12 protein-coding genes are annotated in these 14,472 nt (G+C 50.7%); 8 read left to right on the plus strand and 4 right to left on the minus strand.

Features of this window, described 5'->3' with window-relative positions; all coding sequences use genetic code 11:
• Nucleotides 1–235: 235 nt before the first annotated feature.
• The gene (locus tag SH449x_RS02375; protein WP_482379718.1) at nt 236–1,237 is read left to right on the plus strand and encodes a DUF1559 family PulG-like putative transporter; all 1,002 of its coding nucleotides are present in this window, start codon (nt 236–238) and stop codon (nt 1,235–1,237) included.
• A gap of 141 nt (nt 1,238–1,378) precedes the next feature.
• Here the strand turns inward: SH449x_RS02375 and SH449x_RS02380 are convergent, their stop codons facing one another.
• A complete protein-coding gene (locus tag SH449x_RS02380) occupies nt 1,379–2,272 on the minus strand; it encodes a ThuA domain-containing protein (protein ID WP_482379719.1) in 894 nt (297 codons plus the stop codon).
• A 325-nt stretch (nt 2,273–2,597) separates the two neighbouring features.
• Here SH449x_RS02380 and SH449x_RS02385 point away from each other — a divergent pair, with 325 nt between their 5' ends.
• Nucleotides 2,598–4,142: a GumC family protein gene (locus SH449x_RS02385; RefSeq protein WP_482379720.1), complete on the plus strand. Its 1,545-nt coding sequence runs from the start codon at nt 2,598–2,600 to the stop codon at nt 4,140–4,142.
• A 10-nt stretch (nt 4,143–4,152) separates the two neighbouring features.
• Complete coding sequence (locus SH449x_RS02390; RefSeq protein WP_482379721.1) at nt 4,153–4,848, plus strand: CpsD/CapB family tyrosine-protein kinase; 696 nt, start codon at nt 4,153–4,155, stop codon at nt 4,846–4,848.
• Between the two features lie 8 nt (nt 4,849–4,856).
• Here the strand turns inward: SH449x_RS02390 and SH449x_RS02395 are convergent, their stop codons facing one another.
• A complete protein-coding gene (locus SH449x_RS02395; RefSeq protein WP_482379722.1) occupies nt 4,857–6,269 on the minus strand; it encodes an O-antigen ligase family protein in 1,413 nt (470 codons plus the stop codon).
• Nucleotides 6,270–6,420: 151 nt separating this feature from the next.
• Nucleotides 6,421–7,101: an anthranilate synthase component II gene (locus tag SH449x_RS02400; protein WP_482379723.1), complete on the minus strand. Its 681-nt coding sequence runs from the start codon at nt 7,099–7,101 to the stop codon at nt 6,421–6,423.
• Nucleotides 7,102–7,389: 288 nt separating this feature from the next.
• On the opposite strand from SH449x_RS02400, the gene SH449x_RS02405 reads away from it, so the two are divergent.
• The 5 genes from SH449x_RS02405 (at nt 7,390) to SH449x_RS02425 (ending at nt 12,948) form a co-directional block, all read left to right on the plus strand.
• On the plus strand, nt 7,390–9,324 hold the full coding sequence (locus tag SH449x_RS02405) for a hypothetical protein (RefSeq protein WP_482379724.1): 1,935 nt from the start codon (nt 7,390–7,392) through the stop codon (nt 9,322–9,324).
• A 35-nt stretch (nt 9,325–9,359) separates the two neighbouring features.
• Nucleotides 9,360–10,721 carry an FAD-dependent oxidoreductase gene (locus tag SH449x_RS02410; protein ID WP_482379725.1) on the plus strand — a complete coding sequence of 454 codons (1,362 nt, stop codon included), beginning with the start codon at nt 9,360–9,362 and terminating at the stop codon, nt 10,719–10,721.
• Nucleotides 10,722–10,736: 15 nt separating this feature from the next.
• Nucleotides 10,737–11,087 carry a hypothetical protein gene (locus SH449x_RS02415; RefSeq protein WP_482379726.1) on the plus strand — a complete coding sequence of 117 codons (351 nt, stop codon included), beginning with the start codon at nt 10,737–10,739 and terminating at the stop codon, nt 11,085–11,087.
• Nucleotides 11,088–11,194: 107 nt separating this feature from the next.
• On the plus strand, nt 11,195–11,932 hold the full coding sequence (locus tag SH449x_RS02420) for a class I SAM-dependent methyltransferase (RefSeq protein WP_482379727.1): 738 nt from the start codon (nt 11,195–11,197) through the stop codon (nt 11,930–11,932).
• A gap of 92 nt (nt 11,933–12,024) precedes the next feature.
• Complete coding sequence (locus SH449x_RS02425; RefSeq protein ID WP_482379728.1) at nt 12,025–12,948, plus strand: DUF1559 family PulG-like putative transporter; 924 nt, start codon at nt 12,025–12,027, stop codon at nt 12,946–12,948.
• A 16-nt stretch (nt 12,949–12,964) separates the two neighbouring features.
• On the opposite strand, the gene SH449x_RS02430 is transcribed toward SH449x_RS02425, so the two are convergent.
• Nucleotides 12,965–14,461, minus strand: a complete 1,497-nt coding sequence (locus SH449x_RS02430) for a DUF1501 domain-containing protein (RefSeq protein WP_482379729.1) — start codon at nt 14,459–14,461, stop codon at nt 12,965–12,967.
• Nucleotides 14,462–14,472 lie beyond the last annotated feature (11 nt).

The raw sequence follows: 14,472 nt of genomic DNA on the forward strand, positions 1-14,472 counted from the left end.
CAATCGTGTTGAGATTGTGTCTCAATAAGGGGCAGGCGACTTTTCTGGCTTCGGTTAGAAATCGCAAGTCCTTAATGTGAAACGACTTAACTCGAGGATGTGTCCTCGAGTTCCATCCGAGTTCGGTAAGACGTAGCCAGCCAGCTCTCCGCCAGCCAGCCAAATTCAGAATCTCGACAGGTGAACGCCAAGCGGCGTTTTTAACTTTCAGAACTTCAATGAATTGGTTGGTATTATGGCATTCTATGGGGATGTTCGTTCGCGTCGTGGCTTTCGTATCGGAGCGAAAAATGCACTCGGTTTTACCTTGGTGGAGTTGCTAGTCGTCATAGCAATTATTGGGATTCTAGTGGGGTTGTTGCTACCGGCTGTCCAAGCGGCTCGGGAAGCAGCCCGACGAATGCAGTGCGGAAATAACTTGAAGCAAATGGGATTGGCTCTCCATAATTACGAGTCCGCATTCCGTACTTTTCCGCCGGGATTTATTTCCAGAGTAACGGGAACTTGGGCCGGCGGTGGAAACGATCCGATCCCTGAGGTTGGTCCCGGCTGGAGCTTCTTTGCAATGATTTTGCCGCAGCTCGAGCAGAACAACCTTCACAATGCGATTGACTTTAGCCTGCCCATCACGCACCCAGCGAATCAATTCGCCCGAAGCACGCGTGTCAAGGAATACCAATGCCCCTCGGACGCGTGGACAGACCCCGTGACGGTCTGGCCCACCTCGCTTGGCATTACGGACATGGCTCATGCGAGTTACGTCGCCTGCCTAGGTGGTGGCAATCCAGCCGACGCTCCACGGTACACCGCGATGTATGAGGAGCAACCGTTTAACGGAATGTTCCACCGCAATATGGGGGTTCGCCATGCTCAGATTACGGACGGAACATCCAACACGATTGGCATCGGAGAAAGAGCGAGCATGTTTACACCCAATGGCTGGGCGGGAGTTATCCCTACAGGACAAACCGTCTTCTCTCCTAGGATCGCGGCTAGTCGAGGACAAGTGGTTGGCCAAACTGCCCGACCTGCGATAACGATGGCAACGGTTCACGTTCGCACAGGAGGCCCGAATGCCCCCACCGGAAGCCCCGGAGGTTTTTGGAGCCCGCACACCGGTGGGTGCCTCTTCCTATTAATGGACGGTTCAACGCATTCGATCTCGACCAATGTCGACATGGTAACATTCAGGGCCTTGGCAGGTCGCAACGACGGTTTCGTAGTGGAATTGCCTTAACGGTTTCCACATCCAATTGCCGACTGAAGATCCTATCCGGAATCACTTGCCGAGCTCCGGATGGCAAGCTCTGAGGAAAGGAGGATGTCTCACCCCGCTCGTCCCAAAGGGGTTGCCAGTTTCGTTAGGCCTGGCGCAGAGTCACCTCAGCGAAAGGACATCGGATTCCGTAGGAAATTCCGCCGGTAGAGATAGGGTAACTTTGCCTGTTGCGGCCCATTCCGTACCTCGCTGGAAAGTTACAGCAAAGCCAACGCACTGAATTTGACTGACATCATGTCCCATAACGGTATGGAAAACGCGTCCTTTGCCGTACTCGATCGTGAATAATACGGGTTCATTCTCTCCTGTTCCTCCTGTTTTCTTGTCGGAGTAAGCGACCGCCAAAACGTGTAGGTTGTTTGCAGGGCCTCTCAGCCGATCATAAAGTTCGTCGGAAACATGCCTCCACTTGGCGGGCAAGCCTTTCGTTATCGGGTGTTCGGTATCAATGTGCTCGACGACGTAAGCGTGTTGTGCTCCATGGCTGCCACCTCCACCCGGTGAGTTATCCCTGACGATTTGGCCTTCGCGGTATCGGATATAAGGTCCATCCTTTTCATTGCGGCCTCCCCAACCTCCCAGTCCGATCATCTCGTTGTAGGCTTTCCATGCTGGAAAAGAATTGTCGGCAGCATGATAGATCACAAGCCCACCGCCAGCTTCGACGAAAGCCTCAAAATCGCGCTGCGTCTCTGCGGACCAATCATCTCCGTTGTAGTTCATGACTACTACATCGTAGTTCGAGAACTTTGGCGCGAACCCCTCACTCCCTCGCTCGGGACTAGTCGCGACCTCAACGGTGAAGAGTTTCGCCGCTTCTAGGTGTGACTGTAGAACCGGCGTTGTTGCACGCCAATTGTGATTGTTTTGTCCATCGACGATTAATACCTTGATGGGTGCTTGATTTGTGACCGCCTCATCAGCATGGCTAGTCCCAAGCGACAAGCATCCCAAAAGCAGCATACTCAGGGAGGCGATTAGTGTCTTATACATCGGTTGATCCTCGAAAGGGATGGAAAGGAATGGAGGGCAAATTAGCGGCGGGATGAAAATCGACGACGGAAGTGTCGACGCTCTCACCATTATAGTCGACAATCCGCACCAGAAAAAAACGCATGGAACGATGTGTCGTTTTTTCCGAATTTCTAGATTGTAACGTATAAATCGCCTCCACAGTGCACATTCGGGAGCATCGGTAGGATCGTGATTGAACCCAGGCAATGCACCGATTACCGTTGAACCTGTGCAAGACTCGCCGGTACGCTTCGCATGATTCGACCTCCGGTGCAAATCTATCCTGATTCACGCGGTTGTTGGTATGATGGAAAATTCCTTTGGTTTTGACTCCCAAGAGATCGTAAGCAAGCTTTGGCATGCGAAATGGAAGCTCATTGCGTTCCAGGTTTTCGTTGTCGCTGGTTGCCTTGCGGTGCTGCTGCTCTGGCCGCGTGGTTATATTTCTGAAGCGAGGCTGTTTCTTCAATTGGGTAAGGAATCGGTAGCCATGGATCCGACCGCTACCGTTAGCGGCAGCTTGGTTAACGTGCAATCGAGCACGCGCGAAGATGAAATCATTACAGCCCTGGACATCCTGCAAAGCAGAGAGGTCGCTTCTAAGGTGGTCGATGCGTTAACGCCTGCCTTCGTTCTCGGGCAGGAGGATTTAAGCCAAGAGGGCACGGACGGCATCCTGGTAAAGGCAAAGGCTTTGGTTGCTCAAGCCATCGAAGCGATTCGACAAATCGATCCGTTATCCGACCGAGAGAGAGCAATCATCAATATCGAAAAGAACCTTAAGGTCTCGGCAGAGCGCAAGTCAGAGGTGATCGTATTGAAGTTTGAAGCCAAGTCTCCAGAACGAGCACAGACGATCCTCGCGACTCTAGTGGAGGTTTACAAAGAGGAACACATGCGAATTCACCGAACGGATGGTTCTCTGCAATTCTTTACGGAGCAGCAAGCGATCCTGGCTAAAGAGCTGGACGATGTCAACGAGCGGCTGCGAATCGAGAAGAACAGAATGGGTCTCGCCTCTATCGCAGGACAGCGTGAGCTCCTAGAGGTCCGCAATAAGGATGTGTCGCTCAATCTTGCCGATGCAGAACGATCGCGTGCCTCGGTCAATGCCAGGACTGCAAAACTGAAGGAGGATTTGGCGCGAGTTCCCGAACGCATCAATAGCACCGAAGTTGTCAAACCGAACTCCGCTACTGATATGCAGGCTCAACAACTATATACGCTTCAACTCCAAGCGACCGAATACGAAACCAAGTATCAGGCGGACCACCCCAAGTTGATTGCGATCCGGAATTTGGTGCGCGAGGCCGAAGAGAGCTATCGCAAAAAGGAGTCCAAGAGCCAAGAGGTTACCGACGACGTGAATCCTATTCACCGAGACTTGACTTTAGATCTGTTGAAAACAGAATCGGAAAAAGCGGGTGTTGAAGCAAAACTAAAGGATTTAGCCCTTCAAAAAGAATCCTTGCTCGTGCAGCTCAAGGAACTAAATCAATTTGACATACAGATTACCGATCTCGAACGGGAGCGAGGACTTCGCGAAGCAAAATATGTAGCCTACACCAACAGCCTGGAGGAAGCACGTCTCAACAAGGAGCTAGAGGCGAGTCGTATCTCGAGTGTTGTCACAGCGCAAGAAGCTACGCTTCAAGAGCGGCCCGTAACTCCATCCAAGGTGCTCGTCGTACTTTTCGGCATGGCTTTACTCTGTGCAGGTACCTTGTTTCTTGCCTTTGTACTTGTGAAATGGGATGACCGCTTGATGACCCCAGATAGCGTTCGAAAAACGACTGGTTTGGACGTCCTTTGCACATTGCCAAAACTACAGCAGCTCAACAGACTATAGGCTTCCGATTATGACAGAACTGACTACGGCGAAACAACCGACGGGGCGGGAGCTCGCGACAACTCGACCACATCTATCGGCAGCCACCGGCTATGTTGACTCAATCCTGATTCGATTGGCCGAATATCAGTCCGATCACGCAATCGGCACTCTTAGCGTCGGCGTTACATCGTGTGATCGTGGAGTTGGGGTGAGTACGCTCGCTCACAACCTTGCTTTGAATTCCACCTCGGTGGGGCTCAACGGTGTGTTGGTCTTGGATGCGAATTACAAAAACCCGTCGCAGCATCAGTACTTCCGCATGAATCGTGGGCCTGGGCTCGTGGATCATCTCGTTCGCGAAGAACCCTTAGAGAACTGTCTACACTCCTTTAATAACGGGCAGATCAGTCTTATGATGTGGGGGAGCACTCGGATTCCTGTTTCTGCTATATCCCCTATTCAGCTAGAAGGATTCTTTGCGGAATTACGTACTAGGTATCAAATGATTGTGATCGACATGCCTGCGATCCGCGATTCCGAGTACGGAACGTTTTTTGCCAGCCATACTGATGGAGTTCTTCTGGTGTTGGACGGAAACCGTTCTCGCGAGCGCGATGTAAAGCGATGCGTTGCAAGCCTGGAGCAGCATCATGCTAACATTATAGGGACAGTGATGAATCGCTATCAGTCGCCACTGCCAGCTTGGCTGAGACGCTGGTTTTAGAAGGTCTTTTATCGGGTACGCAGCGAGGAAAACCGAGCTTTATGGATTGGTTTCTCGCGATGCTGTACCGGGGACGTCGCTTCCAACGCTCCTCGCACTCGATTCTGCCAAAGAAAGAAAACAGCGGTCGAGAGCAGCAACGGTCCGACGCACCCTTTAAAGAAGGTTGACTCCGCAACGCCGTGGACAGTCGCCAGGCAAACGAGCGCCACACTAAAAAGTGCAGCCACGTTGCCTGACCTGCGATAGTAATTCAGGCCGATTAAGAAAGTGGCTGCTAGGGCGAGAACCATGAGCCCGCATCCGATCGGCCCGGTCTCAACCAAAGCGTCGATATAGATCGAGTGACCATTGGGAGGCTCCCAGTGAAACATTTGCGCAAAATCCTCGACTCTCTTCGTCGTCCAGTAGGCTCCGTAGCCGAAACCGGTCACTGGATGATGTTCCATGTGCTTGAGAATTTCTCCCCAAAGAGGCAAACGACCCGTCAGCGAAGCGACGTGATCGGAACGCCCAACCGTAGCCACTCCGAAGAATGTGCTGGCCACGCTTGATGGAAGAGAAGCAATAACCAACCCCATGAATGAGCCGAATGACACAAGCCCGGTGAGTAAAATCCAAGCACCAACGGAACGAGAAACAGCTATTTGCGTAAAGAGCAATGCTGCCATCAAGCTCAGCAATGTTGTTCTGGATTTGGTGAGCAACAAAAAGAATAGTGCAACGATAATGATCGCCACGATCAAGTATCGGTACGAAACGATTTTTTCAGCTTTGTGTATCGGATCCAACAGTAGCAACATCCGCCCGGCGAGTATCACCACTGCGCAGAATAACGCGGTCTCATTCGAATGCCCCACTCCGCTAAATCGATAGTAGGACCGCCAAGGCACAAACGTTCCGTAGTAGAATTCCGCACACAAGCCTGCGATCACCAAGTAAGACATCGCAAAAAGAATAGACCAAGCGATTTCGCGTTGGCGAAGAAACAAGCTGATACCCAAACCGCCCATAACCGCCATAACGAGGTGCGCGATACGTCGCACCGACAACGATGGCTCAACGCTCCAAAAGATGCTTAGGCAGCACCATCCCCACAGGGCGAAAGGCACTAGCAGTGCAATGTCTAATTTGCTGATGGTTCGACCTCGATCGCGAATCACCCCACACAAACCGAGCAAAGCTAATGTGGAGTAGCCGATAATCAACCATTTGTTCAAACCCTCGCGTTGTTCCTCTAGACGGTTATCCTTGAAGTCGTAATCGAATTGCTGAAGTAATGCCTCGACGCTCCAGTCCCAACGCAAAGAAGCCATCGCAATACTAGACGCTACCCATACCGAAATAAAGAAAACGAGTAACCACCGAGTCTGCACTAGTTGGCTGTCGGATGAATCTGTCTGTGTGGTATTGCAATGCATTGGTCAAAGTTGCGATTTGCGATTAAGGTCACCAAACTTAGCTCGGTGTTATCCCCTGTCACGTAATGCCACTCTTATTCAGAGAACTTTCCGTACTGACCTAATCAATACAATCGATACATTCGCTGCGAAAATCACCATCAATACGGAACTAGGTAATGCAGGAGCTGGTATCATCGAATGCCGGTATACTTATCGCTGGATCCCTTCTCGCTGGACCGCTGATCGATTCTAACTCGGTGTTATCCGAGTCCTGATAATCGATGGCCGCCAATCGCAAAAAGTTCTTCATATATTGGTAGCCGTGATGAGTCAGGATCGATTCAGGATGAAACTGCAATCCGTGTACGGGGTGCTCGCGATGCTGGAAACCCATAATCAGGTTGTCGCGAGTCCACGCGGTCACCTCTAAACAGTCAGGTATCGAGCCGCTGTCAACCACAAGCGAGTGATATCGGCCGACTTCGATAGGTGAGGGCAGTCCCGAAAAAAGGCCACGGTTAGAGTGTTCAATCGTAGACGACTTGCCATGACATGGTGAGGGAGCACGCACAATGTTTGCTCCGTATGCTTGACCGATCGCTTGGTGCCCCAAGCAAACTCCCAGGATAGGGATCGACCGACCAAGCTTGCGAACGACTTCCAAAGAGCAACCCGCGTCATTCGGTGCCTTGGGGCCAGGAGAAATAACGATCGCCGAGACGTTCAATCTAACTATGGCATCGACCGTTATCGAGTCGCTTCTCACCACCAGTGTCTTTTGCCCTAGTCTCTGGAGGTAGCGATCCAAGTTGTAAACGAAACTGTCAAAATTATCCAAAAGAAGGATCATGGAATTGCCAGTAGCATCATAGGTTGGGGAAACAGTTTGCCAAAAAAACTTGTGGCTGGCAGATCGTTGCTGGGTGAGCGTTATAGCGTAGTCGCCTCATTTTCGCATCGCAAACCAGATCTCATTTTTATTTGCCATCAACCAAATCCCTTGAAAAACCTTGAAAAGTGGACAAAAATCGAAGATGAGTCTCGTGGCAAGGTCCTATGACCGGATACATTCCCATATTACAATCTGGGCAATTATGGAGGTTTGCAACGAGTGTTACGAAGGAAAAAGGATATGGCAATGCCATCAGTATCAGACAGAAATCAAACGCAACCGATGTCTCGAGGGGGGACGAATTCTCCACAAGTACGGAGATCCTGGTTGTGGTCCACCCTGGCGTTTTCCATTGCTCAAGGGACATTGGCAACTGCATCAGTTGGTCTATCACTCGCCCAAACAGACAACACGACGCCTAAGCAATCAGCTGGTACACCCGGACTCCCAGCTTCCGCAGTTGAGTTGGTGAATGTGGCTCAAGATGCTTTGACGCCGGAGCTTCTGCCGTCGATCGAATCGCAAAAGGCGAGGGTCGATGTTGCTGCGCAAAAACTAGAACAGTTCCTTGCTCGCAATCCAGCGGAGAAAGAAAACTGGGTTCGCTTTCTTAAGTGGGATGAGGTGAAGGCCGAATTGGCTAAAGACTCCCCAGATCTGCTCACTCTGATGCAATACGAAAAACGATTGCGACAGAATTTCCCTGGATTAGAGATGAAGCCTTTTGTCGCTTTTCGAGATGAATTGCGAGCCTACACAAACACGCTGCGAGTTTCGTCCGATCCCAATGTCTCACTCCCATACTTGAAGGACCGACTCGCCAAACTCGCTACTTCACTCTCCGAGATCGATTTGAATGAAGATATCGACGCTCGACGCGAGGTAGCCCAAACGATTGAGTACTTGTCACAGGCCAATCAAAGCAGACCAGTAATCCAGCTTTTACGGAATTCCTACTCTCGTGCCAATGTTCGGGTGCTTCTGTCGAACGATTTCGTTCAACGACAATTTTCTAGGCCCGTTTCGGAGTATAACCCGGTTTGTGAAGTGATCCTCGGAACCAATATAACCGGCGACAGTTTCATTAACGGAACGGTTTCCCCGCAACTGCTGCCTAACTCCTCGCATGCCAGCATGCGCCTTACCATGCTCGGAGATTTCAGTAGCGACAATGTCGGCTTCAACCGAGGCGTGCAGATCAAAACGACAGGCTTTGCGAATGTCATCGCGACCGAAACGGTCTCTCTGACCGATTCAGGATTGTATGCCATGAGTGATACCTCGGCCGACGCTGACTTGACGACCCAGATCAACTCGATTTATGCCAAGTCGAAACTGATCACAAAAATCGCAACGAAGAAGGCGGCTCAACAGAAGCCGCTGGCAGACGCGATTGCAGAGGGTCGAATGGAAACGAAAATCAGAAATCAGTTTCATGAAAAGCTCCAGAGTCAGCTTTCAGAATCGAACGCTAAATTAGCGTCATCGGATTTAAGGACATTACAAAGAATCGGACTTGCAAAGCCAAGCCGCTCCTCTTGGAGCTCCCCCCAGTACTTGTCCCTTCTATGGAAGATTCAGGAGGGGGTTCAACTTGCTGCACCGATGTCCTGTCCTATTGTCGTTCAGCCAACCGGTCTCACCATCCAAGTTCACGAATCGGCGATCGGAAACCTGCTTGACCCCATTTTTGGTGGTCGTGTACTAAACAGCGAAGAAGCTCCATTGTACGCAGCTCAGTTTGGTGAACTCGGTTCCCGAATCAAGAGAGATAACGAAGAGCCTTGGAGTGTGACCATGGATTCCTTCTATCCCGTCGAAGTCAAGCTTGATGACAATTTGATCACTATTCGCGTGCGGTTGAACAAACTAGAAAAAGGTGATCAAGCTCTGAGGCAAGCAGCTTTGATTCAAGCCACTTATCGTCCTGTTCTCGATGATGGGGCCTTGCAATTCACTCGCGAGGGAGAAGTGAAGATTGAGTTCTCTGGTCGGCAGGATCGCGGCGTACGCGCGGTTTCGCTGCGTAGCTTCCTGAAGAATAAATTTAGCGAGTTCTTGAAGGAAGAACTACTCGATGTGCCATTGCGACTTTCTGACCAGCTTCCGCCTGAGTTTCAGGACCTAAATCTGGCGGGGGTCATATCCGATTCAGGCTGGCTTCAAGTTCATTTGAACTAACCGCCCTCGGTCGCAATGCGCAGCTGTGAAACGATATGAATGACTCATTTGCATCGAAAGAATCATGGGTCATCGTCGGAGGTGGTGCGCTCGGCTTGGCCGTAGCGAGGAAGCTACTCGATCAAAAGAAAAGTGTTACCGTTTTAGAGGCTGCCCCCACGATAGGCGGCCTGGCATCAGCTTGGTCGATTGGCGATGTCGTGTGGGACAGATTTTACCACGTTACCCTTCTCAGCGATCGTTATCTCCGCGAACTGCTTACGGAGTTGGATCTTGAAAGGGAAATCGATTGGGTCAAAACGAAAACAGGGTTTTATTCAAGCGGCCGGCTATACTCTCTATCCAGCTCGCTGGACTTTCTTACTTTTCCCATTCTGTCCCCAATGGAAAAGATGCGTTTAGGCGCAACGATTTTTTTTGCTTCCAAGCGTTCCGACTGGGAGAACCTAGAGCGACTAACGGTGGAACAATGGCTTCGAAAGTGGAGCGGGACCTCCGTATTCGATAAGATTTGGCTTCCTTTGCTAAAGTGCAAACTGGGAGACTCCTATCAACGAACCAACGCTGCGTTCATTTGGGCTTATATCCAGCGAATGTATGCGGCTCGACGAAGCGGGATGAAGCAGGAATTGTTCGGCATCGTAAACGGTGGTTATCGACGGGTCATGGCGGCTTGGCATGAGAATCTATCAAACGGAGGCGTATCGATTCGCTGTGGAGTCAAGGTGACCAAGGTCGCGAAGAACAGCGATTTGGCGGAATCAGAGCGTCTAAGGTTTCGGATCGAGTATTCCACGAACGGAGAGTCACGCCAAATCGAAGCGGATAATGTCGTCGTAACCCTACCGTCATCACAAGTCGCACAGATCGTAGAACCACTCTCTGAGGCGGAACGCCAGGCTCATGCTCAGGTTGAATATCTTGGTGTAGTTTGCACATCGATTTTGCTAGATCAGCCGCTAGGTGGCTACTATGTTACCAACATCACCGATCCTGGAATTCCTGTCACGGGCGTCATTGAGATGGGGGCGATACTGCCCCCAGAGAAGCTAGGCGGGCACTATTTGGTCTATCTCCCTCAATATTTGCTTGCCGAGAGCGACCGATTCAACGAACCAGACTCAAGTGTCCACCAACGCTGTCTAGCTACACTGGAGCGAATGTATCCCCATTTTGATCGTTCCGGAGTTCGAGCCATCCAGACCGCTAGAGCTCGCCACGTTATGTCCCTGCCAACCCTAGAATACTCGAAAAAAAGAGCGCCCGTAAAATGCGATACTCCGGGCCTATTTGTATTGAACTCAGCTAGAATCGTGGACGGCACCTTGAACGTCAATGAAGTGCTTAGATTGGTAGAAAACGAGTTCGGGAAACTCATTCGTTCGGATCATCCCTAGATTTTTGAGCATCTCATGAATACCAAAGTCGGCCTCGTTGTCCCTGTTGCGATGATTGCTATCGGTATCGGCGCATTGCTGACAGCATTGAAGGTAACTCCCCACATAGACTGGGTTTGGACGTTGAGCATCGCTGTTGCAGGGTTAGCGTTCCCACTGGGTTTAGGGTTTGATAAAGTCACTTTCGTAGCATGCTCGGTCTTGCTCGCCGTGGCCGTATTGAGCATTCTGAGGCAAACTGTGATGATAACCCTCTCGATAGAGATCCCCGTGCTTGTCATCTGGGTAGGAGTCGTGCTGCTGTTCGCAAGGCTAAAGGCCATTCCCAACCCGACTTGGTTCGATCAATCCGAAGAAAATCGGTAAGCCGTCTGCAATCGAACTAGGTCACGAATAGGCATTTGGCAGGGAATAGCCTAAAATCTAGCTTAGCCTGTTACCTTCCTTCCCTACACCAAAGAAACCTGTCGCAAATGTCGCTCGGTAATGACCTGCGAATCCTATATCACTTGGTCCTGCGCCCTATTCGAGGCAAAACGCATGCGCAGCGAATGGAAAGCTTTTACTCTGGCCAAGCGGAGGGATACGACGATTTTCGAAAAAGGCTGCTCCAGGGAAGAGAAAGCGTTTACAAGAACCTCGGAGAGCAGTCTGCCGGAGGAACTTGGGTCGATTTCGGTGGAGGTACAGGAGCCAATCTCGAATTCATAGGTCCTTCGATTCAAAAATTTCAGTCCATTTATGTGGTCGATCTAGCCGAATCGCTTTTGGGGATTGTTGAAAAACGTTCCGCAAAAAACCAATGGACGAATGTAAAGGCGATTACCGGTGACGCTACCGAGTGGACACCGAGCGAAGGTAGTGCGGACGTCGTCACGTTCTCCTACTCGCTTACAATGATCCCCGATTGGTTTGCGGCGATTGATAATGCGTTGCGAATTCTAAAACCTGGCGGCTTGATCGGTGTGATCGATTTCTATGTGTCACGAAAGTATCCCGCATCGGGCTTGACCCGACACGGTTGGTCGACGCGCGCGTTTTGGCCGGTTTGGTTTGGAAACGATAACGTGTTTCCGAGCGCCGATCACATTCCATATTTACAGAAGCGATTTTCAACCGTGGAACTTAATGAGAAACGCTCAAAGGTTCCCTATATCCCGCTTGTTCGAACTCCTTTCTACCAGTTCATTGGTCGAAAGGCTCAATCGTAAGTCAAAGGTGCTTAGTTCAGCAGGCAATCAGATGCTTTTCATAATGTCAGGATTGATAGTCGCGGAACAATCTGAGAGGGAGCATTTCGATTATGCCATTTGAGTTCGTGTGTCCGTTCTGCCATCACAGGACGCGGGTCGATGATAAGTTCGCCGGTCAGTCTGGTCCGTGCGTCAATTGTGGGAGATCGGTCACCATGCCCACGTTCGATAAAAATGGGCTGCTAATTGATCCCGCGAAATCCAGCAAATCCAATAACTCAACAGAGGGAGCGGGCAGAAGCAAGAACTGGTTGCCGCTCGCCATCACTTTAATCTCCATTGCGACGATGGTTACCGCGCTGGGGGTGTCCGTTTACCTCGCGATCCCACTGGTCAGCAAGAAAGCATCTTTGGCAGCGCAACGAAGCGATTCAGAAAACATGATCGCTATTGCACAGGCCCTAAATGCTTACGCTTTACGTCATGGTACCTACCCAACGCCGATCGTTAGGGACTCCAGCGGTCGCGCATTGTATTCGTGGCGAGTTTTAATTCTACCGTTTCTTGGGTACCAAGACCTTTACGATCAATTTCAATTGGATCAACCACATGATAGCCCAGCCAATTTAAGCCTCGATAGCAGAATGCCGAGGGAATTTGCGAGTAAATTCTCTGGCGGAGCGGCTTTTTCTCAAACGAATTATGCTCTCTTGGTAGGAGCTGGCACGCTATTTCCACCCGAAGGGCCAATGGCTCCCGCCGACGCAGAGGATCCCACGATTCTCTTGGTTGAAACGACGTCCGGCATGGGTTCCTGGTCGGAACCAAGGGACATCGATGCAAGCAAGGGGTTTGCTATCGGCAGTAAACCAATGAAGGAGATTGGTGGCATCCACAAGGATGTCGCACTGGTCGTCACCGTGACGGAAAAGGCCTACGCAATCCCAGCCACGAACTCACAAAATCTATTGGATGCTATGGTAACGCCAAAAGGTGGAGAGACCGTAGATCTATCCAACATATCCGAACTCTAGCAAAATTCACTCCAAGTTACGCCAATAGTTCGGGAATGACGACGGGCGATTCGACGCCGGTCAGTCTTTGATCTAAGCCTTGGAACTTGAACGAAAGACGTGAATGATCAATGCCCAAACAATGGAGGATGGTTGCGTTCAAGTCATTGACCGAAACCGGATCGCGAACCACATTGTAACTAAAGTCATCTGTCTCACCATAAACGTATCCACGCTTCACTCCACCTCCCGCCATCCACATGCAAAAGTTACGAGGATGATGGTCACGACCGTAATCATTTTTGGTCAAGGTGCCTTGCGAGTAAACCGTCCTTCCAAACTCCCCTCCCCAAATCACCAGCGTTTCATCGAGCAGCCCTCGATTCTTCAAATCCATCACCAATGCTGCTGACCCTTGATCGGTATCTTTGCACTGGTTACCCAACTGATGCGGCAATGCTCCGTGTTGATCCCATCCACGATGAGCGATCTGCACAACCCTAACACCTCGCTCCACCAACCTTCTTGCCAACAAAGCACTATGTGCAAACGTACCAGGCTTGCTCACATCAGGTCCATACATGTCGAGCGTCTCTTGAGTCTCACCGCTTATATCGACCAACTCAGGAATGCTACTCTGCATGCGAAAGGCCATCTCATATTGTGCAATTCGCGTATTGATCTCGGGATCTCCATAACGTTCCAAATTCTCATGGTTAAGTTTTTGAAGCGCATCCAACATTGCACGTCGCCCTGTATCATCCACTCCTGGAGGATTCTGCAAATAAAGAACAGGATCGCCCGTCCCGCGCAAAGCAACGCCGCTGTAGCGAGTAGGCAAGAAACCACTCCCCCACATTCGGTTGTACAACGCTTGCCCATTGCTATCGCTCGGAAACTGAGGGGTGAAAACCACGAAGGCAGGTAGGTTGTCGTTCTCGCTTCCGAGACCGTACGAGACCCAGGAACCAATGCTCGCCTTGCCAGGAATCTCAGAACCGGTCATTACAAATGTGCACGCGGGGTCATGGTTGATGGCGTTGGTCGAAACAGTTTTTATCAACGTGATATCATCGACAATCTTGGATGTATGCGGCAACAATTCTTTGTTGATCCAGATTCCAGACTCTCCGCATTGTTCGAATTGGAACTTACTAGGGGCCACAGGAAAACGACCTTGCCCGCTCGTCATGGTCGACAAGCGTTGCTCTCCTCGGATGCTCGGTGGTAAATCCTTATCAAAATACTCCTCGAGTCCTGGCTTGTAATCCCATGTGTCGAGCTGTGATGGACCGCCGTTCATATGGAGATAGATGATTGACTTAGCCCTGGCTAGAAAATGTGGTAAGCCAGGAAGCGGGGGATGTACCTTGCCAGCCTGATGGGCATTCGTTTTGGTAGCTTCACCGTCAAAGCTTTCTGCCAGTGCTCGGGCACCACTCATCGCGGCCAATGCCGCGCCACCTAATTGCAGCCCACTTCCAAAGAAGTGTCGCCGTTTCATTTGATTAAGGGCATTTAACCACTCTTGCATACCTTGTTCCC

Source organism: Brakhagea baltica (genome assembly GCF_052161605.1).
Taxonomy (GTDB): Bacteria; Planctomycetota; Planctomycetia; order Pirellulales; family Pirellulaceae; genus JBKCUI01.

Coding starts and splice junctions, on each gene's coding strand:
- SH449x_RS02410 (WP_482379725.1), top strand. CDS start 9,360: ATGAATGACTCATTTGCATCGAAAGAATCATGGGTCATCGTCGGAGGT.
- SH449x_RS02395 (WP_482379722.1), bottom strand. CDS start 6,269: ATGCATTGCAATACCACACAGACAGATTCATCCGACAGCCAACTAGTG.
- SH449x_RS02415 (WP_482379726.1), top strand. CDS start 10,737: ATGAATACCAAAGTCGGCCTCGTTGTCCCTGTTGCGATGATTGCTATC.
- SH449x_RS02390 (WP_482379721.1), top strand. CDS start 4,153: ATGACAGAACTGACTACGGCGAAACAACCGACGGGGCGGGAGCTCGCG.
- SH449x_RS02430 (WP_482379729.1), bottom strand. CDS start 14,461: ATGCAAGAGTGGTTAAATGCCCTTAATCAAATGAAACGGCGACACTTC.
- SH449x_RS02420 (WP_482379727.1), top strand. CDS start 11,195: ATGTCGCTCGGTAATGACCTGCGAATCCTATATCACTTGGTCCTGCGC.
- SH449x_RS02425 (WP_482379728.1), top strand. CDS start 12,025: ATGCCATTTGAGTTCGTGTGTCCGTTCTGCCATCACAGGACGCGGGTC.
- SH449x_RS02405 (WP_482379724.1), top strand. CDS start 7,390: ATGCCATCAGTATCAGACAGAAATCAAACGCAACCGATGTCTCGAGGG.
- SH449x_RS02385 (WP_482379720.1), top strand. CDS start 2,598: ATGATGGAAAATTCCTTTGGTTTTGACTCCCAAGAGATCGTAAGCAAG.
- SH449x_RS02380 (WP_482379719.1), bottom strand. CDS start 2,272: ATGTATAAGACACTAATCGCCTCCCTGAGTATGCTGCTTTTGGGATGC.
- SH449x_RS02400 (WP_482379723.1), bottom strand. CDS start 7,101: ATGATCCTTCTTTTGGATAATTTTGACAGTTTCGTTTACAACTTGGAT.
- SH449x_RS02375 (WP_482379718.1), top strand. CDS start 236: ATGGCATTCTATGGGGATGTTCGTTCGCGTCGTGGCTTTCGTATCGGA.